The 22,592-nt window shown below is 56.8% G+C and carries 23 protein-coding genes and 2 pseudogenes; 12 read left to right on the top strand and 13 right to left on the bottom strand.

What is annotated here, in order from left to right; genetic code table 11:
• Nucleotides 1–18: 18 nt before the first annotated feature.
• From PQU92_RS14365 to PQU92_RS14335, 7 genes are all read left to right on the top strand, one after another.
• Nucleotides 19–411 carry a helix-turn-helix domain-containing protein gene (locus PQU92_RS14365; protein ID WP_272748939.1) on the top strand — a complete coding sequence of 131 codons (393 nt, stop codon included), beginning with the start codon at nucleotides 19–21 and terminating at the stop codon, nucleotides 409–411.
• A gap of 139 nt (nucleotides 412–550) precedes the next feature.
• Nucleotides 551–871: a hypothetical protein gene (locus tag PQU92_RS14360; RefSeq protein ID WP_272748938.1), complete on the top strand. Its 321-nt coding sequence runs from the start codon at nucleotides 551–553 to the stop codon at nucleotides 869–871.
• 62 nt (nucleotides 872–933) lie between these two features.
• Complete coding sequence (gene hemN, locus PQU92_RS14355) at nucleotides 934–2,319, top strand: oxygen-independent coproporphyrinogen III oxidase (protein WP_272748937.1); 1,386 nt, start codon at nucleotides 934–936, stop codon at nucleotides 2,317–2,319.
• 171 nt (nucleotides 2,320–2,490) lie between these two features.
• The gene (locus PQU92_RS14350) at nucleotides 2,491–4,506 is read left to right on the top strand and encodes a TonB-dependent receptor domain-containing protein (RefSeq protein WP_272748936.1); all 2,016 of its coding nucleotides are present in this window, start codon (nucleotides 2,491–2,493) and stop codon (nucleotides 4,504–4,506) included.
• Nucleotides 4,506–5,789 carry an alpha/beta hydrolase-fold protein gene (locus PQU92_RS14345; RefSeq protein WP_272748935.1) on the top strand — a complete coding sequence of 428 codons (1,284 nt, stop codon included), beginning with the start codon at nucleotides 4,506–4,508 and terminating at the stop codon, nucleotides 5,787–5,789. The genes PQU92_RS14350 and PQU92_RS14345 overlap by 1 nt, the downstream gene beginning before the upstream one ends.
• 2 nt (nucleotides 5,790–5,791) lie before the next feature.
• The gene (locus PQU92_RS14340) at nucleotides 5,792–6,661 is read left to right on the top strand and encodes an alpha/beta hydrolase (protein ID WP_272748934.1); all 870 of its coding nucleotides are present in this window, start codon (nucleotides 5,792–5,794) and stop codon (nucleotides 6,659–6,661) included.
• Nucleotides 6,662–6,675: 14 nt separating this feature from the next.
• A complete protein-coding gene (locus tag PQU92_RS14335) occupies nucleotides 6,676–7,485 on the top strand; it encodes a DUF4198 domain-containing protein (protein ID WP_272748933.1) in 810 nt (269 codons plus the stop codon).
• A gap of 85 nt (nucleotides 7,486–7,570) precedes the next feature.
• On the opposite strand, the gene PQU92_RS14330 is transcribed toward PQU92_RS14335, so the two are convergent.
• Nucleotides 7,571–8,056, bottom strand: coding sequence for a response regulator (locus tag PQU92_RS14330; RefSeq protein ID WP_272748932.1), 486 nt, complete (start codon nucleotides 8,054–8,056; stop codon nucleotides 7,571–7,573).
• Nucleotides 8,057–8,216: 160 nt separating this feature from the next.
• Nucleotides 8,217–8,489, bottom strand: a pseudogene (locus PQU92_RS14325) (ATP-binding protein); the annotation flags it as partial.
• On the opposite strand from PQU92_RS14325, the gene PQU92_RS14320 reads away from it, so the two are divergent.
• Genes PQU92_RS14320 through PQU92_RS14310 form a run of 3 tightly spaced genes read left to right on the top strand, consistent with a single transcriptional unit; the run spans nucleotide 8,393 to nucleotide 10,521 of the window.
• A complete protein-coding gene (locus PQU92_RS14320; protein WP_368407117.1) occupies nucleotides 8,393–9,856 on the top strand; it encodes an efflux RND transporter permease subunit in 1,464 nt (487 codons plus the stop codon). The pseudogene PQU92_RS14325 and the gene PQU92_RS14320 overlap by 97 nt on opposite strands.
• Nucleotides 9,789–10,094, top strand: coding sequence for an ArsR/SmtB family transcription factor (locus PQU92_RS14315; protein WP_272748931.1), 306 nt, complete (start codon nucleotides 9,789–9,791; stop codon nucleotides 10,092–10,094). The genes PQU92_RS14320 and PQU92_RS14315 overlap by 68 nt, the downstream gene beginning before the upstream one ends.
• 31 nt (nucleotides 10,095–10,125) lie before the next feature.
• Nucleotides 10,126–10,521, top strand: a complete 396-nt coding sequence (locus PQU92_RS14310; RefSeq protein WP_272748930.1) for a SirB2 family protein — start codon at nucleotides 10,126–10,128, stop codon at nucleotides 10,519–10,521.
• 469 nt (nucleotides 10,522–10,990) lie between these two features.
• On the opposite strand, the gene PQU92_RS14305 is transcribed toward PQU92_RS14310, so the two are convergent.
• From PQU92_RS14305 to PQU92_RS14285, 5 genes are all read right to left on the bottom strand, one after another.
• Complete coding sequence (locus PQU92_RS14305; RefSeq protein ID WP_272748929.1) at nucleotides 10,991–11,725, bottom strand: ATP-binding cassette domain-containing protein; 735 nt, start codon at nucleotides 11,723–11,725, stop codon at nucleotides 10,991–10,993.
• Nucleotides 11,722–12,411, bottom strand: coding sequence for a molybdate ABC transporter permease subunit (gene modB, locus PQU92_RS14300; protein ID WP_272748928.1), 690 nt, complete (start codon nucleotides 12,409–12,411; stop codon nucleotides 11,722–11,724). The genes PQU92_RS14305 and modB overlap by 4 nt, the downstream gene beginning before the upstream one ends.
• A gap of 2 nt (nucleotides 12,412–12,413) precedes the next feature.
• Nucleotides 12,414–13,160 carry a molybdate ABC transporter substrate-binding protein gene (gene modA / locus PQU92_RS14295; RefSeq protein ID WP_272748927.1) on the bottom strand — a complete coding sequence of 249 codons (747 nt, stop codon included), beginning with the start codon at nucleotides 13,158–13,160 and terminating at the stop codon, nucleotides 12,414–12,416.
• Nucleotides 13,161–13,259: 99 nt separating this feature from the next.
• On the bottom strand, nucleotides 13,260–13,661 hold the full coding sequence (locus PQU92_RS14290; protein WP_272748926.1) for a winged helix-turn-helix domain-containing protein: 402 nt from the start codon (nucleotides 13,659–13,661) through the stop codon (nucleotides 13,260–13,262).
• A gap of 24 nt (nucleotides 13,662–13,685) precedes the next feature.
• Nucleotides 13,686–14,201, bottom strand: a complete 516-nt coding sequence (locus PQU92_RS14285) for a MogA/MoaB family molybdenum cofactor biosynthesis protein (RefSeq protein ID WP_272748925.1) — start codon at nucleotides 14,199–14,201, stop codon at nucleotides 13,686–13,688.
• A 119-nt stretch (nucleotides 14,202–14,320) separates the two neighbouring features.
• On the opposite strand from PQU92_RS14285, the gene PQU92_RS14280 reads away from it, so the two are divergent.
• Nucleotides 14,321–15,547 carry an alginate export family protein gene (locus PQU92_RS14280; RefSeq protein ID WP_272748924.1) on the top strand — a complete coding sequence of 409 codons (1,227 nt, stop codon included), beginning with the start codon at nucleotides 14,321–14,323 and terminating at the stop codon, nucleotides 15,545–15,547.
• On the opposite strand, the gene PQU92_RS14275 is transcribed toward PQU92_RS14280, so the two are convergent.
• From PQU92_RS14275 to PQU92_RS14260, 4 genes are all read right to left on the bottom strand, one after another.
• Nucleotides 15,519–16,697 carry an NnrS family protein gene (locus tag PQU92_RS14275; protein WP_272748923.1) on the bottom strand — a complete coding sequence of 393 codons (1,179 nt, stop codon included), beginning with the start codon at nucleotides 16,695–16,697 and terminating at the stop codon, nucleotides 15,519–15,521. The two genes, PQU92_RS14280 and PQU92_RS14275, sit on opposite strands and share 29 nt — an antisense overlap.
• A 3-nt stretch (nucleotides 16,698–16,700) precedes the next feature.
• Entirely contained in the window at nucleotides 16,701–17,390 is a 690-nt protein-coding gene (locus PQU92_RS14270) for an anaerobic ribonucleoside-triphosphate reductase activating protein (RefSeq protein ID WP_272748922.1), read from the bottom strand.
• Between the two features lie 3 nt (nucleotides 17,391–17,393).
• Entirely contained in the window at nucleotides 17,394–19,385 is a 1,992-nt protein-coding gene (locus tag PQU92_RS14265; protein ID WP_272748921.1) for a ribonucleoside triphosphate reductase, read from the bottom strand.
• 82 nt (nucleotides 19,386–19,467) lie between these two features.
• Nucleotides 19,468–20,694: an NnrS family protein gene (locus tag PQU92_RS14260; RefSeq protein WP_272748920.1), complete on the bottom strand. Its 1,227-nt coding sequence runs from the start codon at nucleotides 20,692–20,694 to the stop codon at nucleotides 19,468–19,470.
• Between the two features lie 116 nt (nucleotides 20,695–20,810).
• On the opposite strand from PQU92_RS14260, the gene PQU92_RS14255 reads away from it, so the two are divergent.
• Entirely contained in the window at nucleotides 20,811–21,860 is a 1,050-nt protein-coding gene (locus PQU92_RS14255) for an FAD-dependent oxidoreductase (RefSeq protein WP_272748919.1), read from the top strand.
• A gap of 39 nt (nucleotides 21,861–21,899) precedes the next feature.
• Here PQU92_RS14255 and PQU92_RS18925 read toward each other — a convergent pair.
• A pseudogene (locus PQU92_RS18925) lies at nucleotides 21,900–22,058 on the bottom strand (energy transducer TonB); the annotation flags it as partial.
• A gap of 49 nt (nucleotides 22,059–22,107) precedes the next feature.
• The gene (locus PQU92_RS14250; protein WP_272748918.1) at nucleotides 22,108–22,584 is read right to left on the bottom strand and encodes a hypothetical protein; all 477 of its coding nucleotides are present in this window, start codon (nucleotides 22,582–22,584) and stop codon (nucleotides 22,108–22,110) included.
• Between the last annotated feature and the right edge of the window lie 8 nt (nucleotides 22,585–22,592).

Here is a 22,592-nt window from a genome sequence, read left to right as displayed (position 1 = left end):
GGGATGTTTAAAGCAGTCATGGAAACCTATCTGAGAGGGCAAATATCGGGAATTTTGCCGATGCAGAAGACCCTTAGAACCGCTGTATTTCAAGCTATCGCGATCGTTATCGGTAGCGAGCTATGCACGGCCGCCCAAGTGGCGCGATCGCTTGGAATGAGCGAGAAAAAGATGCAGCGGTTGCTAAATGATGAAGGTGAGTCCTTCCGCACCATCCTTCAGAACGTCCGCGAGGATATGGCCTCGAACCTCCTGGCGCAAACCTCCATCCCAATAGATTCCGTCAGTGAATTCCTGGGATACGCATCGAACGCCGCGTTTACCCGAGCCTTCACAGGCTGGTCTAACTGTACGCCGTCCCAATACCGGCGGCGGCAACAGAACGAGGCCGAAGCCGTTGATGTTCTCTGACTAAGTGATCCAACGCTCGCCAATGATCGCAAGCGCTCGAATTTTGCATTTTTGGACAGAACATTGTTCGTAGTTTGCAAAATCAATTACCTGAAAACGCTTTCAGGCTAAAATTGCGTTGGGCAACTGGGGAACGAATTTGCGACAGTATGTGTATGACAGTGCGACAGGGCAAAAAGCCTATTTCCTTTACGGAGACTACGTTTACGAACTGAAAACGGGCCAGCCAATCTACCGTATTCATTCAGCCCGTTGGTTTTCCCCTGAAGGCAAAGAAATGATGGTTGTGCGACACGGGCTAGTGTACAGCAGCGACAATACCGACACGGCGGTTTTCTATGTAGGCGCTCGTCAGCTCGAAGAAGCAGATGGCCAATTTCCAGGCAACATGCTGGTTGATGTGGCTCGTGCATCTGACGCTGAAACCCAGGGATCGCAATCGGTTGCCTGCGGCCAATAACCACATCCGAACAGCGATGAAAATAAGGGTATACTGACGGGTCTCCGAGAGGATGTTCGATTATGCCTGACTCGCTGTTTCCGCAAAAATCCTGGCAGGACCATGATCTCATGCGCTTCATGGGGCGAGAGGCGCCGCGCTATACCTCCTACCCCTCAGCCCATCATTTTGGCAGCTTGACGCTTCAGGTTTATCAGGGGTGGCTCTCCACCCTCTGTCCAGATCAGCCCATCGCGCTTTACCTTCATATCCCCTTTTGCGAGCAGATGTGCCACTTTTGCGGCTGCAATACGCGCGCGACACTGAAATACGCCCCGGTCGAAGCCTATGTCGCGGCGCTGGTTGCCGAGATCCGCATGGTCGGCACGCATCTCGGTTTCCGCCCTAAGGTCCACAGTGTGCATTTCGGTGGCGGCTCGCCCTCCATGCTGACGCCGGCCGACATGGGCCGCGTTTTCGACTCGCTCAACGAGTCTTTTGCTTTTCTGCCTGATGCAGAGATCAGCATCGAACTCGATCCTCGTCGCATGAACCTGACCAAAATCAGAGCCTACGCCGCTTTCGGGTTTAACCGTGTATCGCTTGGGGTACAAGACACTGACCCGTTAGTCCAACAGGCGATCAATCGCATCCAGCCCCTGGAGCAGGTCATGGCCGTGATGGGGCATTTGCGCGACCACGGTATGGATCATATCGGGATAGATCTCATCTACGGCCTACCCAAACAAAGTCTTCAGAGCATCGAGAATACGCTCGAACACGTTGGCGCGCTCGACGCAAATCGTATCTCAGCCTTCTCTTATGCTCATGTGCCGTGGATGAAGAAGCATCAAAGCCTGATGGATGAGAGAGCCTTGCCGGGTATCGAAGACAAGGTTGCCATGTTCCTGCGCCTGTCGGACTACCTGACCGCCAACGGCTACCGCGCTATTGGTATCGATCATTTCGCCAAGCCCGAAGATGAGATGACGCGTGCCCTCGATGGGCGTACCTTGCGCCGTAATTTTATGGGTTACTCGACTCTGCCAAACGATTATCTCCTGGGCCTGGGGGCTTCATCGATTGGGGAGCTCGAAGGCGGAATCGTACAGAACATTCCGCAATCGACGACCTATCAAAACCGCATTCTTTCCGGCGACTGGGCCAGCGTGCGAGGGTGGACGTACCGGGGCGACGACAAGCTCCGCAAGGCGGTAATCAGCGATCTGATGTGCTACTTTGAAGCCGAGATCCCTGCTATTCTTGCACGGCACGGCTACGGAGCAGACTACCTCGACGCAGATATCGCCCGGTTGGCGGATTTCATTGACGCGGGAATGATTACGGTTGAAGACCGCCGTGTCAGTTTCCATTCTCCCTTGAAGATGCTTGTCCGGAACGTGGCATGCGCCTTCGATTCTTATGCCCGAGGCTCTGACGCTCAGAACCGGTATTCGAAAGTCGCCTGACCATTTTGGATTGAATGCCAGTCAATTGGCTGTGTGAAGGCCGCTCAACTGTCCGTTTTATAAGCGATAAAATGTCTGCGGCAGACTGGCGCACCCAGATGCAAACGATTCTCATTGAATATGCGAATGAAATGCACTAGCAGAAATCGCGTATTGATTAGGGGATAGCCCATGGCACATCATATTCGAAAAACCGGTTTGGCCGCAGCGGCCTCAGCTCTCGCGATAGTCTGGGCAAGCGGTGCCGCATTTGCCGCCGAAGCGGACGTTTCGCCGACTGCAGAGCCAACGACAGAAGTCGTCATCACGGCCTCATCGACCAAGCTCAAACTGGTTGATGCTCCCGCCAGCGTTTCGGTCGTCACCCAGGAACAGCTTCACGAACGCCCTGTCCGCGATCTGACCGAGATCCTGAATCGCACCGAAGGTGTAACGATGAACCGCGCCGGTAATCAGCGGACCATCCAGTTACGCGGCCTGGGCAGCGCCTACACCTTGTTCATGATTGATGGAAAACGCGTCTCCTCGACGAATGCCATGTTCCGCGGCAATGACTTCGACGCCGGCTGGGTGCCGGTCGAAGCCATCCAGCGCGTCGAAGTCGTCCGCGGTCCAATGTCGTCTCTTTACGGCTCGGACGCGATCGGGGGCGTGGTCAACATCATCACTAAACCGGTAGGGGATGAATGGTCGGGCTCTGTCAGTGCCGACTACATACTTCAGGAAAATCAGGACGCCGGCGATGCCTATAAGGTCGGATTTTTCGCTGCTGGCCCGCTGGTTCAGAACCAGCTCGGGCTCAAGGTCTACGGCGGGTACAATCGCCGTGAGCGCGACAAGGGGCAGGTGAATCCCGTGGCCACGGTCCCCGGCTTCGCCGACAAGCGCGAGCAATATCTCGACGGTACGCTCGTCTGGACCCCGGATGCCGCACAAACCATCGACTTCAATCTGGGCTATAACCGCTTAAACCACGACAATTTCCCTATGGAGCGCAAAAACTATGCGGTTACGCATAAGGGAACTTTCGGTTTCGGTGAGACACTTTTGCGGCTGTCGGGGGACACCATCAAGAACGAAATCGGCAACGTCACTGGCCAGGTCAATCCAAACGAAGCCGAAAACCAGCAATTGGAAGGCCGGATTACGCGCCAGTTCGCCCAGCGTTACAGTGTGACGCTCGGCGCAGAATGGCGCAAACAAGCCCTGACGGATCCGGCTAACCTGAAAGGTCTTCCCGGGACGCCCACCTATGGCAAGAACCCTGAAGCGGAAGTTACCCAGACGGCTGTGTTTTTCGAAGGCGAAATTCGTCTGACGGACGATTTTAGAATTACTCTGGGCGACCGCTACGACGATCACGAGAATTTCGGCGGTCACCATAGCCCACGTGCTTATCTCGTGTGGCATATCACCCCGCAATGGACATTGAAAACGGGAGTGTCCGAAGCTTTCCGTGCGCCCACCTTGCTCCAGAATAGCCCAAACTGGGGTTCTGTTTCGTGCGGTAGCGCGACCACGGGCTGTTTTATTATCGGCTCAACCGAATTGGAGCCAGAAACGGCGTCTTCCAAGGAAATTGGTATCAGCTATCGTGGAAAGGCAATTACAGGCGGTGTCACGTTCTTCGAGACGGATCTGAAGAATATGATCGACATCACCAGCCGCACACGCGACGTTGTCCTGGCGCCCACCTATCCCAATTTCGTCGGATTCCTGCCGGATGGCCGTCCGATATTCCGCTACCAGAACATCGCAAAAGTGAAGAGCAAAGGCGTTGAAACCCATCTCTCAGTCGATTTTAGCGAATCAGTCGAGCTTTCCGCCAACTACACCTATCTCGACTCCAAGAACCTGAGCAATGCCTCGCCTATTGCGATGATCTATCAACCTGAGCACAGCGCAAATGCGACCCTGTATTGGCGCCCGGCAAATGGCTGGAAGTTATACGCCGCCGTAAATTATGTCGGTGAGCAATATCTGGCGGCTTATACAAACCCGGCTTACGATGTGATCATGAAGGGCTATGCGACCTGGGACATTGGCGGATCCTACGATCTCAGCGATGCCATCACCTTGCGTGCCGGCGTCCTCAACGTAGCCGACAAGCAAATCGTACGCGAGAACACGACCGAGTACAACGAGGATGGCCGCCGCGTCTTCTTCGCTGTGACAAAGCGGTTCTGATGCGTCTACGCGCCCTTCGAGTTCTTTTGGTCGCCGGCTTCGCGCTGGCGGCCAATTCAGCGTTGGGTGAGGAGCAGGGACGATCCTCTCCCCCAATTACCTTACAGGATATTCAGGTTGTTACCCCTGGATTTTGGGAAAGGGTCGCAGCGAATGGCGGCACTCCTCTGGTTGAGTATGGGAAAACACCTGACGACCCGGTGAAGGTGACTTTTCTTTGGCGTGGAGACGATTTGAGAGAAGTCGAACTAAGTTGGCCGGTCTGGACGCCAGACCGTCGGGAAAACCATCTGCAAAGAATTGATGGCAGCGACGTATGGTTCAAGACGGTCATGCTGCCTCCCCGAACGCGATTGTCCTATCAGATCGCCCCGGACCTCGCTCGTGGCGCTCCCGGAGATCGCGAAGCCTATCGCGCCAGTCTAATGGCGGCGCTGCAGTTTGATCCGCGTAATCCCAAGCGTTTTGGGCAAATGTCATTGCTGGAACTGAAGGGCACGCCCGACCAGCCTTTCGTGGAGAGTCGGCCAGGCGTGCAGAAGGGGCGGGTTTGGTCTGAGAGCATTGACAACCCTCTTAACGGCCGGACCTACGAAATTACCTTCTATCGCCCCGCGGGCGTCGCGAAAAATGAGGCCACACCGCTCGTCGTCTTGTTTGATGCCGAACGGTACCTCAAAGACATTCCCACACCGACCATTCTGGACAACATGATCGCTGATGGCGCCATTGCGCCAATCAGCGCGATCCTTATTCGAAATCCGACCCGACAATCGCGTTCCGAAGATCTCGCCTGCAATCCCGCTTTCTCAGAAGCTATGGTCAAGGGACTGATGCCCTGGGTCCGTGAACGTGTGAAAATATCTGAAGATGCGAAGGACATCGCCATAGCAGGTTCCAGCTATGGCGGCTTGATGGCTGTCTGTACCGTTCTCACCTACCCGGATGTATTCGGAAATGCGCTCAGTCAGTCCGGATCTTTCTGGTGGGACCCGGCGGGTAAAGAAGGCAAGGCGCCCGACGATCTCCTCGTCATCCGCCGTGTCCGAGAAAGCCCGCCTTCCCCGGCCCGCTTTTATCTCGACGCCGGGGTGCTGGAACAGCGTCCTGCGGGAGAAGATAATTCCGGGAGCATTTTTCAGACTACGGAAGCCCTCTACAAGGCAATGAAGGCAAAGGGTTACGACGCAAGCTTTCATCCGTTCGCTGGGGGGCATGACGACGCCGCGTGGCGTGGAACACTTTCCGATGGTTTGATCATTCTGTTTGGAGACCGCCAATGAGTATGTCCCGTCGTTTCGCCGTGCTTGGCGGATTGGCTCTGGCGACCGGCGCTGGCGCCCAGCCTGCCTCGGAAGTCGGCCCGTTGGTGTCTTCGCTCGGCGTCGGGACTCATCGATTTGCGACCTATAGATTCGTCTCAGTAGACGGTGAGCGCAAATACAGGGTCGAAGTCGCCATTCCCAATCGGCTGCCGCCAAACGGCGGATACCCGTCCCTGTGGCTGTGTGATGGCAATGCTGCGTTCATGGCGCTGACGGCGGCACAGGTCGAAAAAGAGCCCGATCTGGCGTTGGTCGCGCTAGGCTACGACGCCGAAGTGCGCTTCGATCTCAGATCACGAAATTACGACTACACGCCCGCGGTCAATGGCGAAGGCACAGTCGACGAGGTCAAGCGCGAATGGCGGGCAGGTGGTGCAGATGTATTTCTGGCTCTGCTTCAAAAAGAAGTGTGGAGGACATTGAGTGCCGACATTGCGCTCGATGAAACGCGTCGTGGACTTTGGGGGCATTCGTACGGTGGCCTGTTCGTCTTGCATACTCTCTACCGTCATCCATCACTTTTTACCGCCTATGTGGCCGCAAGCCCTTCCCTGTGGTGGTACGAGGGCAGCGCCTTTGCGGCACCGCCCCTGCATTCTGATGCCCGCCCGGTTCTCCTTATGACGGGAGATGCCGAGAGCCACAAACGCGAGATCCCCGGGCGCCAATTGCCCTCACCCGACCAAACCGTGGCAGAGATAAGAGCGACGGCGGCCCGACTGTCGACGTTGCACAAGGTGCAAACCCTGGTCCTGCCGGGATTGGGTCACGGCGCGATGTTCAAAGCCTCTTTGGAGGCAGCGCTCCCCTTTGCCAGCCGGTCCTTATAATGAAAGGAATGCCTATGAAACGGATACTTGCTGTTACTGTCGCCACAATGATGCTTACGACGCCGGCGGTCGCACACACGCCCTACCTGGTGCCCTTTAATTTCGCACCGACTGAAGGCGTAGTCACCGTTCATAACGGACTAACCAACAATACCTTCTTCGTGCCGGAGTTTCCGATCAAAGGTGACGACTACGAGGTTACGGACGCCGATGGAAAGGTCACTGCAGGCAAAGGCGTCAGCTTTACCGAGGTCGGCTTGTTCGAAGCGAAGTTGTCGGCCGAAGGCACCTATCGGATTTCAACTGGAAACCGTGATGTTCGCACGCTCAATCTTGCGCGAATTGATGGCAAGTGGAGGCCTGTCAAAATGCCTGTGAATGGCGTTGTGCCAGAGCCGTTCGTAGACCAGTCGAAACTGTCGCCCACGAGCCGAATAGTCCCCGTTAAGACTATGGTTCGTGCGGAGACCTACATCTCCTATAAAAAACCTTCTACTATGGCGCCACCCCCGGACGGAAAGGGGCTGGAAATTGTGCCTCTCACCCATCCCAACCAGTTATTCGCCGGCGGCATTTTCCAGTTTCGCCTCGCCTTCGATGGCAAACCTTTGGCAGACACCGAATGGCAGGCATTTCGCGCCAATGACGCCTACGCCGCGCGAACTTTCAATATGTCTGGCAAGACAGCAAGTGATGGCACCGCGCAAATCAACTTCGCAGAGCCTGGCGTCTACGTGATCGAAATCCTGCGCAATTGGGAAAAGGGAAACCCTGAAGATCCGCGCACCTGGCTTTCCAGTTTGACGCTGGAGGTGGCACAATAGGCCGAGCGCCAAGGGGCGTCTTCAGTGCCCGCCAAAGCCAGGCTTCGCCAGATATATGCCCCGTTGGGACGCGAGTAGGGTGGCGCTAATTCGTGCTTCCCACCGCACTATCGGAGGTTGGAGCCTGCTGAGTGTGGATATCTGAAACTGATACATCGCCCAGGAACCGGTTTTCCGACTTTCTTCGGATAGCAATGGCACGTACCAGCTTCTGCTCCAGTACTCTGCCGTCGAACGGTTTGGTGATGTAATCGTCCATTCCTGCCTCAAAACATTCTTCGCGATCTTTCGCCATCGCGTGCGCGGTGATCGCGATAATCTGGTTGGCGGTGCCTCCGGTTTCCCGTTCGAAGGCTCGAATTCGTCGTGTTGCTTCACGTCCGTCCATCACTGGCATTTGGACGTCCATGAGAATGGCGTCGAATTCCTCGCCTGCCAGAATGCGATCAAGTGCCTGTTGGCCATTGGTAGCAAGATCGTGGGCAAAGCCGAATTCTTCGAGAAAATGCTGGGCGATAAGTACATTCGCCGGAAGATCCTCGACCAGTAAGATTCTCGGTGCCCCGGCCACGGCCTCGGTGACAGAGGGGTCATCGTTGTGTCAAGGGCGGAGCAAAATCCGGCCACGGGGCGGCGCAAAATCAGGCCAGTTGAGGCGCGCGTATGGAAGCGCCTGGAGGGCGTAGCCCGTAAGGTGCTCCCATACGCGGGCGGCCTGTTTTTGGGGGTGATTAGGGAGTAGGACTGGCCTTGCGGGCGCGGCTATGGGCCAGACGATAGCTGTCGCCATTCATCTCAAGGATGCTGACGCGGTGGGTCATGCTGTCCAGCAAGGCACCAGTGAGGCGCTCGGATCCGAAGGTTTCGGTCCATTCATCGAAGGGCAGATTGCTTGTGATGAGGGTCGATCCGCGCTCGTAGCGCTGCGAGATCAGTTCGAACAGTAACTCAGCCCCGGTCTTCGACAGAGGCACAAAGCCCAGTTCATCGATGCAAACGACCTGAGCAGGGTGACCTCAACGTTATTCTGGCCGCCAAGCACCATCGCAAGCGCAACAGCCACCATATCGCCCTGGACCTGCGTGAACGGCTCAAGGCCGTGAAACTGCCGCAGGGAGGCGTTATAAAGGTTGTCGAAGCCCCGCCGGGGCCGCCGGTCATGGCTACTCTTCTGGCGGAAATCTACGGTCCCGACACCGCCACGCGCCGTGCGGTGGCCGAGAAGGCCAAGGGCATTTTCCACAGTGTCGGTTATATCGTCGATATTGACGACAGCTATGGCCAGCCGCGCCCGTCGCTCAGCGTCGTGCCCGACCGGCCGCGTCTGGAAACCCTGCGCGTGTCGGAAAGCGAGCTTTACGGTTCAGTCAGTATGCTGATGAACGGCCGGGTGCTGGGCTACGCACAGCAGGCGACCCGGACGGGTGAAGGGCGTGAGCCGCTGGAAATCGCGCTGCGCCTGCCGCAGAACGCACGCTATCTCAGCGACACCCTCAAGGCGATGCCGGTGGCATCCTCGGCAGGACGCCTCATCACGCTCGATGAAGTGGCTGATTTCGAGGTGACAAAGGGCTCGACCGCCCTGTTTCGCCGCGATGGCCGTGACGCCGAAATGGTGATGGCCGAGCTGGCGGGCCGTTACGAGGCCCCCATCTATGGCATCGGCGCCGTCAATGACGCCATCAACAAAGCCGACTGGGGCAGTTTGCCGAAGCCTGTCATCCGCCTCAACGGGCAGCCCGCCGACGAAACCGTGCCGACGGTCCTTTGGGATGGGGAATGGGAGATCACCTGGGTGACCTTTCGCGATATGGGCGCGGCCTTTGGCGTGGCATTGCTCGGCATCTATATCCTTGTGGTGGCCCAGTTCAAAAACTTCCGCTTGCCGCTGGTGATACTGACGCCCGTGCCTTTGACCCTGATCGGCATTGTCTTCGGCCACATCCTGTTCAGCGCGCCGTTTTCGGCCACCTCCATGATCGGTTTTATCGCTTTGGCGGGGATCATTGTTCGCAACTCGATCCTGCTGGTCGATTTCATCCGCCATTCCGAGTTCGACGCCGCGGGCAACCGCCGTCCGTTGCGCGACATTCTGCTTGAGGCTGGCGCGACCCGTTTCAAACCGATCCTGCTGACCGCTCTGGCGGCCATGATCGGGGCGGCGGTGATTCTGTTCGATCCAATCTTTCAGGGGCTGGCCATCTCGCTGCTGTTTGGCCTGCTCTCGTCGACCCTGCTGACCGTTCTCGTCATTCCGGCTATCTATATTGTGTTCAAGGAAAAGTCGTGGGAAGAAGGCTCCGATGACCGTAACTGCTGGAGAGCTGAAGTCCCTCACACCCAATGTCTGCAAGGCCACGCGGCTTCTTAAGCTGCTTGCCAGCGAGCAGCGGCTGATGATCCTGTGCAAGCTGTTCGAGGGGGAAGCCAGCGTGTCTAAACTGGCTGATTACCTTGGACAGAGCGTTCCAGCTACCTCGCAGCATTTGGCCAAGATGCGCGCTGAAGAGCTGGTCGAAACGCGCCGTGAGGGACAGACGATCCACTATTCGATCAGTGATCCGGCGGCGAAGCGGATTGTCGATACGCTCTGCGAAATATACAAGTAGGGATAGCGAGAGTTTACCGAGGTTTGCCCGCATGGTCCTCTACCCTTACGTCTTAACCTTGCATATCTGCGCGGCCGTGCTCAGCGGACTTTATTATTTCGTTCGGTCGGTCGCTATGTTCCGAGGGGCTCATTGGCCCCGACAGCGCGCTTTTCGAATGGCATCCTACCTCATCGATTCCCTCCTTCTTGCCGCGGCAATTACCCTCGTCTTTATCCTGCCAAAAGAGGTCTTCTCGAACCAATGGCTTACGACAAAGATTTTTCAGGTGGTCCTGTATATCGGTCTGGGGATAGCAACAATGAGAGAGAAGCTCCCTTTTAAAGTCAGGATCGCCACCTTTGTGGCCTCGGTCCTCGTTTACCTGAATATCATCGGAACCGCCCTCACCCATCACCCCCTCGGATGGATAAGTGTCTGGTTTTAGAAGGTGCGATGTGTAGTTAAGCCGATTGAATCCGGTCCACGAACTCCGCGACCTCCTGTCGATGCTGCGTGGTCCGGTCGGATCGTGATCGCTCGATCTGACTCTCCCGATTTCGTTAGTCGGCTTTATGCCGGTGGCGCATTTCTTGTCTTTAATCCCTAACAGGACTTGGGAGCAACAACTCTGCGCACAAATTGTTGTCGTGCACCCCTCGACGCAAAACGAGGTTATTTTTTACCACAGGAGGAGTCAATCCCTCATTGTAAAATATATGTACTCTATTATGGGTGGATTTTATGCGGCTGCACGGAATCAGCCGATGGCTATCTTTTCACGTGCTTCCGACATCTTAAATACCGCTGTTCGATCACGCTATACCGCGAACTCGGGATGTCATTGCGCCGCACGTAAACTTCCTTTATTGCGACCTAAGGCACTCTTCAATTGCCAGGCTGGACGTTCAGGGTGATCAACCATCTGAACTGAGACGGCTATTTGCCGCGCTAGGCCGTGCGATTTCGTAACCGAGCGCTTTCATTGCCAGCGCCTCGATCTCGGCCTGAGACAACCCGTCCAGGGTCACCGCAGGTCGTCCGCTTAGCTGTCCGTTCTCCATATAGATCACGCGCTCGGTCAGGCGTGCGACTTCAAGCGGATCGTGACTGACGTACAGTACCGGCACGCGCGCCGCCACATCGCGGATCAGCGGCAATATCTCCGCCCGTGCGGCCTGATCGAGGCTCGACAGCGGCTCGTCCATCAGAAGTAACTCCGGCCCAGACAATAACGCCCGCGCCATCGCCACGCGCTGGCGCTCCCCACCGGACAGCCGCGCCACATTGCGCGGCAGGAGCGCACCGATGCGCAGCAGATCGATGATGGCCGCCCTGTCCGCCCCCTTGAGATTTCGTTTCAACGCGAAGGCCAGATTGCCCTCGACCGACAGGTGACTGAACAGCGACGGTTCCTGAAACACATAGCCGACCGCGCGTTTGTGGACCGGTACGAAACTCTGGCCCTCCTGCCACACGGCGTCTCCCACCTGCACCCGCCCGCTCAAACGCTCCAACCCGGCGATGGCGCGCAGCAATGTCGTCTTGCCCGACCCCGACGGTCCCATGATCGCCGTAAGCCCCGCACCCGCCTCGAAGGCCACGGACAGGTCAAGATCGCCGATTTCTCCGCTCAGATCGATGCTGATCATGGACGTATACCCGCCGAGCGCGCGCCGAAGCGCCGATCAACGACCAGCATGACGATTAGCGCCACGAAGGAGAAGGCCAGCAGCCCGCCAGAAATCAGATGCGCCTCGGCAAAGTTCAGTTGCTCGACCGCCTGGAAGATGCGGATCGACACCACCTCGGTCTGCCCCGGAATGGAGCCGCCGATCATCAGCACCACGCCGAATTCCCCGATCGTGTGCGCAAAGACCAGCAGCGCCGCCGTCACATAGCCACGTCGCGCCTGCGGCAGGGCCACCGACCAGAAGGCGTCCCACGGCGAGGCGCGCAAGGTCGCGGCCACCTCAAGCGGACGCGGGCCCATACTTTCAAATGCATTGCGGATGGGCTGCACGGCGAAGGGCAGCGAATAGACCAGCGAGCCGATGACCAGCCCGGTAAAGGTGAAGGCCAGAGTCCGCACGCCGAAGGGCTGCAATAAACCCATCAAAGGGCTGTTCGGGCCCATGGCGATCAGCAGATAGAAGCCCAGCACGGTCGGCGGCAGGACGATGGGTAGGGCCACCACGGCGGCCACCATATCACGAAGCCAGCCAGCGCTCCCCTTTCCACCTTTGGCGAGCCACCAGCCAACGGGAGTGGCCAGGGCCAGCATCAGCGGCGTGGTCACAGCGGCCAGCAAAATTGTGACCCGGATCGCGTCCCACATGTTTACCGTACCTCGTATCCGTAGGCGCGAATAATTCGGACGGCTTCCGGTGATTTAAGAAAATCGAGGTAGGCGCGGGCCGCCGGATTTCCAGCGCCCGTTTTCAGGAGAACTGCCTGCTGGTCGATCGGCGTATAATGACTTTCCGGTACCAGCCACATTGAGCCGCCCTTTGCTACTTTGGCTTGGGACAAGGCAATAAAGCCAATCTCCGCGGCACCGGTCGAAACGAAAGTGAACGTCTGTGATATGCTGCTTCCTTTTACGATTTTCGGCTGCAGCTTGTCATAAAGGCCCATCTTCTTCATGGTTTCGACCGCTGCAATCCCATAGGGCGCCGCGGCCGGATCGGCGATGGCGATCTTTTCGAAATTGCCCTTTGCGAGGATCAATCCGCGGCGGTCCACTCTTTTATCGGCGCTCCAGAGTACCAGCTTGCCGTAAGCGTAGACAAATCGTGAGCCTGCCACCGTCAAACCGTCAGCTTCAAGTTTCTGAGGCCGTTCAGCGTCGGCGCTGAGGAAAACCTCGAACGGGGCGCCATGGGCTATCTGGGCGTAAAACTGCCCCGAAGCACCGAATGTATAGACGATCTTGTGGCCTGTTTTCTTCTCAAACGCCGTGCCTAGCGCTTTTGCCGTGTCCGTGAAGTTTGCCGCGACGGCGACCTTTACATCAGCCGTACGACCGCCTGCAGCCGCCGGAGGTCCGAGAATCGACAGGAGCAAAAACAGGAGGAAAAGGCGCATTCAACGCTCCGAACACCTACAGAGCGAAACGATATATACAATTGAACATATCGCTGGTTTGACGTGCATCAAGCCATGACGAGGTAGTGAAGAAAATCTTTATGTATCTGTTTTCAAATATTTTCTAATTTCATCGAAGTGGGCCTCGGCAGTCTCCGAAACGTCGGATTGCATATTCCTGTAGAGCGCGAGGACGATTTCACCTGTTTCCGTCAGCCTGGCGCCTCCGCCTTTTGCGCCCCCGTGGCTTGTTGTTACCAGCGGTTTATCAAATCCCTTGTTTATCGCCTCAACCATATCCCATACTCGACGGTAGCTGATACCAAGTGCCCGACCCGCTTTTGACAACGAGCCGTAGGCCTGTATCGCAGCCATTAGATCCGCCTTGCCGGGCCCAATCGCGACGTCGCCCGCACTGACAACCCGCAGGTAAATCTTTAGATGTGGAGAAGCGGCTTCGAGCTCTCCCTCTGACTGGCTTTGACCTGGTTTTGCGGACATTACGACCCTCGAGGGTAGGCCTGCCTAGTCCTGAACGGGCTTTCGACCAGGACTGATAACGCGCCTAAGGGTGCATTGGTCTGTGTCCGGTGCGAGATGAAACGCCAGTATGTTTTCCCACGCATCTGTCACAGCGCCGATACTGCCGGGAAGACCAAATACAGCCGTCGAGCCGATCGTGCCGGCGAATGTCCGTGATAACATGCCAGGAAGCCCCGCCGTCTGATGGCTGTACATGTGAAAGAGCACCGAAAAACCATCAAAGCGTTTCTCTAGCAAGGGTTCGATCGCCTCCGGCGTAACGTCAAAAAGTCCCGGCCCGGTACCGCCAAGCGTTACTATGACCTGAACGCGTTTGGCGATCAGCCGCGTCACCGCATCTCTTATGGCGGTGATATCCTCATGCACCGTCTCGATAAGAACCTGTCCGTATCCGACGTCGGCAAGCCGCGCACCTAAGTAGTCTTCAGCCGCCTTATCAGTTCGCCCTGGCCTTGCGACTCTGACAAGCGCGCCCAACGGGTTCTCGGAAATATTCATAGCTCGCCTCCTCCTCTTTCATAGCCCCTGCGACCAGTTGTCCGCGTTGATACAGGTCAAGGCTTAAGACCAGCGTCACCGAATACAGAGAGCCAGCTTTTAATTAAGGTGATCTCGTCATGCAAAAACACCTGCTTCTGACCTCCTGTCTGTTGGGCGCCGGCTGCCTTCTTCCCGGTATCGCTGCGGCGGCGGATGTCAGCAACCCGCCTGCACCTTGGGGGCAGGTCAAGCTTGATCTCCGGCTCAGGTCGGAAAACGTCGACCAAAAAGGGCTCGCTGAAACCGCACACGCCAATACACTTCGCACGCGGCTGACCTACCTGTCCCCCGCCGCGAAAGGCTTTAGCGGTGTTTTCGAAATCGAGAATGTGTCGGTGCTGGGCTCGGCCCGCTTCAACGATACTCTGAACGGAAAGACGCAATACCCGACCGTTCCAGACCCGTCGGACACACTGATCAATCGCGCCTTTATTCAATATGTGTTGCCGTCTAAGCAAAAAATCACTCTGGGACGCCAGACCTTTGTAATCGACAATCAGCGGTTCGTCGGAACAGGTGGCTGGAGGCAGAACGACCAGACGCTCGATGGACTGAGCTTCGAAGGGCCGCTGAGCAAAAATCTCTCGTTCAAAGTCGCCCACATCTACCAGGTGAATCGTACCCTTGGGACGCGGGCACCTGCCGGCACCTGGGATGACACCAACATCAGTCTTGCCAATCTCGTCTGGTCAGTTTCTCCCACGATCAAAGCAACCGGCTACTACTATCATCTCGATATTCCGGACGCCTTGGCGCAATCCTCTGTAACTGCCGGCGTACGGATCGAAGCCCGCCATAAGGTGAGTGAAAACACGTTCGTACTGGTCGTCGATGCGGCGCGGCAAAAATCCCTGGACGGCGCTCCCCGTGCCTATGATCTTCCCTATTTCAGCGTCGAACCCGCCATTACACGCGGACCATGGACAGTCAAATACTTGCGGGAATCCGTCGGGAGTGACGGCCGTTCAGCTGTTCAGTTCGGTCTGGGCTCCAACCATCTCTTCAACGGTTGGGCGGATAAGTTCCTCACCACGCCGGTAAATGGCCTTGTCGATAAGGCGGTAACTCTGCAATACGCCCCCGTGCCGGCTGCGAAAGGCATCCCCTCCATCCGTGCGACCCTAAGCTACCATAGCTATGAAGCCTATAAGGGACACACGGGCTACGGGACGGAATGGAATGCGCTGCTCGAGAAGGACATCAACCCGCATCTCACTCTGGGCATTAAGTTCGCCGACTATTCTGCGGACACTTTCGCGACGGATACGCGAAAGATCATGCCCTATGTGCAGGTGAAGTACTGAACCTGCGCGTAGCCGCAAGAACGATCAGAAACCCAATAAAGGCGATGAGGGTCGCCGCCGTGGAAGCGCTCAGAGCTGGCATGCGCAGGCTCGGCACCAGGATGGCGGCGACCCGAGCGACGACTGCTACTTGCAGAGTGAGGAGCAGCCAGCCGACAGACTTTACCAGGGGCTTTGGATACCCCACACCACGCAGCAGTGACCTTAGCATGATCGTAAAGGTAAGCGTAAACATCGCGCCGATCATGAGAATATGCAGGGCGATGAGCTCATAGGCTGGGCCAGTCGCCAGCGTCATCAGGCCGACGCATACCCACGCATAGGCCGCGTACATGCCTTTCAGAAAAACATCTCTTGCCGGCCTCATCTCGAACCAGACGCCCAAACGCATGAAGGAGATGATGCTGGCGACCAGCAGCGAAGCAGCCGCAATCGTCTCAGACGGTGCCATCAGCCAGGCAAGGAGCGAGCACGCGGTCATGCCAGACATGATGTGCTGCGATAGCTTCGTTTCCATCGGCCGCCCGCTCGCGCTTTGACCCGCCATTCGCAAACGTTCCACCCTGGCATTTTCAGTAAAGCTATAGATCATGCGTCCGCCAATAAGCGTGATGATCATCACGATGGCACAGATCGCCAACCGAGGCGTCACCGCCACCAAGCCGATGTGAAAGGCGAGATTGCACCCTCCCAACGCGAGTATGGCGGTCAAAAACGGCAGGTTTGCGATTTTGCGCGCCGAAAGCACTTCTCTCATCAGTACGAAGAGCACCAATGCCCATAAGCTCAGGTCGATGGCTGCCTTAAGGACCGCAGGCGCCAGACTGAGCATGGCAAGCCGACCTGCGAGCCAGAGTGCCCACAGCGTCAACAAGCCGGTGCCGGCTACCGGCAGCTTGCCAGTATGGTTCGGGACCGATAGCAATCCATGTCCAATCAACACGGCAGAGAAATAGCCCCAAAGCATCTCATGGGCATGCCAGGTCGGGGTGAGCGCGGCGTGGTGCAGCAGCCTGCCAACCTGACCAATCCACAATATCAATGCCAGGCACGCCCACGTGGCGGCGCTCGCGAAAAAGAGCCGGTGCGGCGAACCCAGCCACCAGCTGCCCTTATAACTCCTGAGCCGTTCTGCCGTTGTCTGTTTCACAGCCTATTCCATGTTTCTGAAAACGAACGGGAAATGTCGCGGGGCTAAACGCGATCGATCGAACCGGCGCTTCTGTGGTGCGAGGCTTCCCAAGGTGGGACCATCCTTATACCCCTGCACCACATAGCTGTTCTGGTAGCCCAGATCCTGAAGTGTCGATGTTATGGCGTCGACGTCATGCTCATCCAGCAGGTCGGTGTGTACCGTGGTCCTGACTTCACGACCGACATCAGACCCGATCAACAATCTCAGGGAGCGCTCAAAAGACGCCCAATCGTCGAGGTGAGTTACCTGACGATATTTTGTCTTCGGCGCCTTGAAATCAAGCGCAACGAAATCGATCAGATCGTCACCCAAGAGCGCCTCAAGACGATCTGGCCGGGAGCCGTTGGTATCGATCTTGACCTTAAAGCCCATCGCCTTCAGCTTGCGACATAACCAGGGCAGAGCGCTCGATAGCGTACATTCACCACCGGAAAGAACGACGCCTTCCAGAAGCCCGCGCCGTGACTCCAGGAACCCCTCGATACGCTCTGAAGGCAACCGTTTGAAAGCTCCCGTCACCAGATCCGGGTTGTGGCAATAGGCACATGCCATGTTACAACCGGAGAACCATAAAATGCATGCCGTATGCTCAGGAAAATCCTGAAACGTAAACGGTGTGAGGCTGGTGACGGGAAGCTTCGCCCACATAGGTCAGACGGCTTCACAACTGAAGAGCGGCAACCTCGGTTCATTTTCACGGAAGTGCTTGCGCTCCCTGTGCTCGCCCTTCTTGCCAAGATTGAAACTAGCCACGGGCCGGTGATAGCCCATGACACGCGTCCAAACGAGCGTTTCGCGTCCGCACTGCGGGCAGTTCGATTGCTCCCCATTCAGATAACCATGCGTCTCGCAGACCGAGAAAACAGGCGTTATGGTGATATAGGGCAGCCGATAGTTTTCGATCACCTTGCGTACCAGCCGCTTGCAGGCTTCGCCGGATGAAATGCGCTCGTTCATATAGAGATGCAGCACAGTACCGCCGGTGTACCGGGTCTGGAGCTCATCCTGCAGGTTCAAGGCTTCGAACGGATCATCCGTATAGCCAACGGGCAACTGTGTTGAGTTGGTGTAATAGATGTTCTGGTCAAAACCTGCCTGGATCATCGCTGGAAACCGTTTGGCATCTTCCTTGGCAAAGCGATAGGTCGTCCCCTCGGCCGGCGTCGCTTCCAGATTATAGAGATGGCCCGTGCTCTCCTGATATATCCTCAGGCGGGCGCGCATATGCTCGAGGATATCTGCCGCCAGCCTGGCCCCGCGCACATCAGTGATATCGTACGCATCGGCCGTAAAGTTGCGGACCATCTCATTGACCCCGTTGACGCCAATGGTGCTGAAATGATTGCGGAAGTGCGGCAGGTACCGCCGGGTGTACGGATAAAGGCCGCGATCGTACATGTCCTGGACGAACCGGCGTTTCTTTTCCAGTGAAGCGCTCGACAGGTCCATCAGACGATCGACTTCGGAAAGTAGGCCATCCCAGTCTGCACGGAAGCGGTGGCCGAGACGGGCCATATTCAAAGTCACAACGCCGATCGATCCGGTCATCTCAGCTGAACCGAACAAACCATTCCCGCGTTTCAGAAGTTCCCGCAGATCGAGTTGCAGACGGCAACACATGCTTCTGACCGCATGAGGCGCGTAGGCGTCGGGATTGGGCACCCGCTCGCCATCCGCATTGGTCAGATACTGGCTCCCGATGAAGTTCTGGAAATAGGACGAACCGATCTTGGCCGTGTTTTCAAACAGGGCATCGGCCACCGGGCCTTCCCAGGCGAAGTCCTCCATGACGTTGACCGTCGGAATCGGGAAGGTGAAGGGCTGCCCCTGCGCGTCGCCCTCGGTCATGACCTCGTAATAGGCGACGACGATCTGCTCCATTTCCGGCTGGAAATGACGATAGGACAGGTCTTCCAGCGCTTCGACGCCCCTGGCCTTCGCGGCAGCCAGCAGGTCAGCGTCTTCGACACCCCTGAACAGGTGCAGGTTACCGGCGGTCGGGAAGTTGTCCTTCAGGTCGGGCGGGACCGTGATGTCGAGCGTAATATTGGTGAAGGGGCTTTGCCCCCAGCGCGCTGGCACGTTGAGATTATAAACAAAGCTCTTGATGGCTTTCTTGATGTCGGGGAAGCCCAGCTTGTCCTTGAAAACATAGGGCGCCAGATAGGTGTCGAACGAGGAGAAGGCCTGAGCGCCCGCCCACTCGGACTGCAGGATACCCAGAAAATTCGCCATCTGTCCGAGCGCCTCACGGAAGTGCCGCGGCGGGTTGGACGCAACCTTCCCCGGAACCCCGTTAAATCCTTCGTCCAGAAGCCCCCGCAGGCTCCAGCCCGCACAGTACCCGGTCAGACAGTCCAGATCGTGAATATGAATGTCGGCATCGCGATGCGCCCTCGCCTCTTCCGGCGCATACACATTGTCGAGCCAGTAGTTGGCAATAATCTTGCCGGCGGCGTTATTGATCAGTCCGGCATTGGAATAGGACGTGTTGGCGTTGGCGTTGATACGCCAGTCCTGTCGATGAATATATTCTTCCACTGTCTGTCGGCAGCTGACCTGGCTATCCGTCCGCTCACCGAACAGAAAGTCCAATGCCTGTGCTTCCGTCGCAAAATGCGTTCCATGCTCGCTGTCCGCCATAAGATCCTCCATAGATCAACATATGGTCAATTGTTGCAAATCGCATACTAGATGTAGTTGCGACTGCCGCACTTGACCCGGATCAAGTGGACTTAGAACGGGGAGATTCATCCGCGCGGGGGGATAGGAGATAAGGCGTATATCGATAGAGGAAGAATACGAAAGCCAGGCACCAGAAGGCTGCAGCCAAGGTGTAGAAGGTCCGCGATCCTTCAGGGAGCAGCCACATTCCAAAGACGCGACAGAATGCCGCGAGGTTTATAAGCCAGAATGCAACAGCCATATCAGTGCCAGCGACAAGAGGGCGGCCGGTGTGCCCCAGCGCAACGCGCGAAATGAAGCCAAGCGTCATGACGCCGATCGCACCTGACGTAAGAGCATGCGTTGCTATGGAGAACGAAATATCTGCACCGAGGAAATGGGCAGCCTTAAAGGCCAGACCGACGATGAGCCAGGCGTAGCCGGCATGCAGCACCCAAATCAGGGCATGCTTTCCCGTCTTCAGTGTCTCCCAGCTGCTGAAGCGCCAGGCATTTGCCGTAGCAGCGAAGAGAAAAGCTGTACCGATAATGGGTCTTGGCAAGCCGTCGTAAAGGTGCGTCGCGATTTCCAGCAGAAAGGCCGCCAAGGATGTAACAAGGACAATAACGTCAACCTTGGGGTGGCGCTTCAGCATCAACCCCAGCGGCCGCTCTGTGAACATGGCTATCACGCGGCCGCCAATGATAATGATCATCATCAGGACGATGTTCAGGGCGATTGCGATTCCAAGGTCGCTTTGACCCAGCCAGGTGAGACCATTTGCAACGGCAAGAAGCAGCAGCAGCACGATGAAAAACACATTTCGCTTGTTCTTGGCCTTGATCAAAGGGATGGCAATCCCAAACGCGACAGCCAGCGGAAAGAGCAAATCAAGGATCATGGCCTCCAGCGCCGGCATTGACGCAGAGAACAGGACCGCCACGCGGCCCACGATCCATATGCCCGCAATCGCCGCCAGCCACGCTCCCTTAGGTGTAGGCTGGCTAGTCCAGTTCTTAACCGCGGTAAAGAGGAAGCCGGCGATGATCGCCATGGCATACCCGAAAATCATCTCGTGGCGATGCCAGTCAACGGCTGAAAACCGGCTCGGCCAGGATGTCGAGCCGTGAGCGAAGGTATATATGAAATAGACCAGCGCCAGAGGCGCGAAGGCAGCGGCGCACAGAAACAGTGGCCGAAACCCTATGCTCAAAAAGGGTAAGCCGCTCTCCGGCTTTGCAGGCTGCGCGCCTGGACGTGAGATTACCTTGTGACGGGCTGCAGTCATCGCCGCCTCCATAATTTGCTTTCAGACAAAAAAGCACGTGCGGTGAATGAAGGCCTTGAGGAAGGTCAATTGCCCGCAAACGTTGCCATTCTAAGACGTAGTGAATGGAGGTGCCTATGACAGAGACCGTTGCCGTGATCGGCGCCGGCGTTTGCGGCCTAAGCTGCGCGCTCACACTCGCGAGACAGAATTACAAGGTGACTGTGTACGACCGAAGCGGCTTCCCTGGCACTGGGGCCAGCGCGTCGGCGGCCGGTATGCTTACCCCCATGGGCGAAGCCGGCGAACTGCCGTTCCGGTTTGTAGAAGCGGGTCGTGATGCAATTAATGTCTGGCAGGACTGGCTGCAGGAATTGGCGCCCGAAGCGCTCATCCGCAATGGCAGCCTCTATGTCGTAACGGACCTTCAGTTACACCTTCTGGAGGCCTTTAAGTCCAGCATTGCGGCTCAGACAGACGAGTGGGTGCAGCTTACACGGTCAGATTTGCGGGCTCTGGAGCCTCATCTGCCGGATCATTTTTCGACAGCGCTTTTCTTCCCGAACGACGCCCATCTTGTCGTCGACCGGGCGCTGAAAGCACTGGTCGACACTCTGTTGAAATCCGGTTGCCAGTTGATCCGCGAAGAGGCATCGCCAAGCCAGCTGCTCGAAGCCTACAATCGCGTGATCGATTGTCGTGGTTGGACGGAAGATAGCGATCCCGAACTTTATGCTGTGAAGGGAGAAGCTGTTCGACTTTTGCCCAGCTATGAGTTTCGCATATCCCGGCCGGTGCGTTTTCACGCTGAGGAAGCGCCTTTCTACATCGTCCCGCAAGACGGCGATACCCTCATCCTGGGCGCCACCATGCGCGAGGAGGAGAATCCGATCGAAGGTATGGCCCGCGCCGATGGGCTGCGGCAACTGATGTCAGCCGGGCACCTTTTCGGCGAAAGCCTGGGTACGGGATTAGTTGTGGAGATTATGTCCGGTGTGCGGCCGACTTATCCGCACAAGCTTCCGAAGATAAAATGGGGGTGCGAGAACCGCCTGATCAGCGCCAACGGAATGTATCGCCACGGGTATTTGCTAAGCCCAGTGGTGGCGCAATCGATAGCTACATCCCTATCAACCAAATGCGTCTACCGCCCGGATATTTTCGCGGAGCTGCAAAACCATTTTTAGCTGACGTAATGACAACAGAACACCCCGTGGGGACCACCTTCACCTATTAACAAAATACTCAACTGGAACAACCAGTTCTATTTCCTCGCCAGAGATTTCCGCCGGCGGTTTACGCAAGGGGGCGGCGCGTTTGAGCATTTCGAGAGTCGCCTGATCCAAAAGCATGTGGCCTGACGACTTGTCTAGCGTCTTAAAGAACCGCCCGCGCTCTCGGTGAACGCGGGCGTAGGTTGTTGTTGCAGGCTAACTATCTCACCAGCGGAGTTTCCGCAGCTTCAAGATCGATGCCCGCGAGCTTCGCTTTGCCCGCCAGAATCTTGATGTATTGGGTCACAGAGGTTCGCCAGCTGGAATCACGCAGGAAATCTATGATCACCTGCTTCATCTTATCGAAAGTGGGCAGGCCGTCCGGAACCAGGGACGCGAACTCCGATTTGTTGTTCTCAAAATAGCGCCGCGCTGTTTCCTCGTCCGCTTCCGGCACCTTTATCACCGTATCGAGCAACGTCTGGATGCGGTCGTCGTCCGCTTCAGGATCCCCCTCTTCCGAGCCCTCGCGGGGGCCCAAACCTTCGGAGACGTAAGCCTGAAGAAGAAGCTCCCGGATGGTTAGGGCCTCGGCCGCCATCTTCATAGCGGTCTCCCGGTCTTCCGCCGGATGATGTTGCATCTCCCGGAAAACCTGATCATCACTGATTTCGGTGTCGTTGACGAAAATAGGCATCTCTGTCT

Origin of the sequence: Asticcacaulis aquaticus (assembly GCF_028550415.1) — a bacterium.
Taxonomy (GTDB): Bacteria; Pseudomonadota; Alphaproteobacteria; order Caulobacterales; family Caulobacteraceae; genus Asticcacaulis; species Asticcacaulis aquaticus.
The sequence above is the reverse complement of the archived record's forward strand: the minus strand, read 5'-3'. Positions and strand labels throughout refer to the sequence as shown.

Bases quoted from the DNA above. Each gene is read 5' to 3' on its own strand.
- PQU92_RS14365 (WP_272748939.1), top strand. From the start codon at position 19: ATGGAAACCTATCTGAGAGGGCAAATATCGGGAATTTTGCCGATGCAG.
- hemN (WP_272748937.1), top strand. From the start codon at position 934: ATGCCTGACTCGCTGTTTCCGCAAAAATCCTGGCAGGACCATGATCTC.
- PQU92_RS14350 (WP_272748936.1), top strand. From the start codon at position 2,491: ATGGCACATCATATTCGAAAAACCGGTTTGGCCGCAGCGGCCTCAGCT.
- PQU92_RS14345 (WP_272748935.1), top strand. From the start codon at position 4,506: ATGCGTCTACGCGCCCTTCGAGTTCTTTTGGTCGCCGGCTTCGCGCTG.
- PQU92_RS14340 (WP_272748934.1), top strand. From the start codon at position 5,792: ATGTCCCGTCGTTTCGCCGTGCTTGGCGGATTGGCTCTGGCGACCGGC.
- PQU92_RS14335 (WP_272748933.1), top strand. From the start codon at position 6,676: ATGAAACGGATACTTGCTGTTACTGTCGCCACAATGATGCTTACGACG.
- PQU92_RS14315 (WP_272748931.1), top strand. From the start codon at position 9,789: ATGACCGTAACTGCTGGAGAGCTGAAGTCCCTCACACCCAATGTCTGC.
- PQU92_RS14310 (WP_272748930.1), top strand. From the start codon at position 10,126: ATGGTCCTCTACCCTTACGTCTTAACCTTGCATATCTGCGCGGCCGTG.
- PQU92_RS14305 (WP_272748929.1), bottom strand. From the start codon at position 11,725: ATGATCAGCATCGATCTGAGCGGAGAAATCGGCGATCTTGACCTGTCC.
- modB (WP_272748928.1), bottom strand. From the start codon at position 12,411: ATGTGGGACGCGATCCGGGTCACAATTTTGCTGGCCGCTGTGACCACG.
- modA (WP_272748927.1), bottom strand. From the start codon at position 13,160: ATGCGCCTTTTCCTCCTGTTTTTGCTCCTGTCGATTCTCGGACCTCCG.
- PQU92_RS14290 (WP_272748926.1), bottom strand. From the start codon at position 13,661: ATGTCCGCAAAACCAGGTCAAAGCCAGTCAGAGGGAGAGCTCGAAGCC.
- PQU92_RS14285 (WP_272748925.1), bottom strand. From the start codon at position 14,201: ATGAATATTTCCGAGAACCCGTTGGGCGCGCTTGTCAGAGTCGCAAGG.
- PQU92_RS14280 (WP_272748924.1), top strand. From the start codon at position 14,321: ATGCAAAAACACCTGCTTCTGACCTCCTGTCTGTTGGGCGCCGGCTGC.
- PQU92_RS14270 (WP_272748922.1), bottom strand. From the start codon at position 17,390: ATGTGGGCGAAGCTTCCCGTCACCAGCCTCACACCGTTTACGTTTCAG.
- PQU92_RS14265 (WP_272748921.1), bottom strand. From the start codon at position 19,385: ATGGCGGACAGCGAGCATGGAACGCATTTTGCGACGGAAGCACAGGCA.
- PQU92_RS14260 (WP_272748920.1), bottom strand. From the start codon at position 20,694: ATGACTGCAGCCCGTCACAAGGTAATCTCACGTCCAGGCGCGCAGCCT.
- PQU92_RS14255 (WP_272748919.1), top strand. From the start codon at position 20,811: ATGACAGAGACCGTTGCCGTGATCGGCGCCGGCGTTTGCGGCCTAAGC.
- PQU92_RS14250 (WP_272748918.1), bottom strand. From the start codon at position 22,584: ATGCCTATTTTCGTCAACGACACCGAAATCAGTGATGATCAGGTTTTC.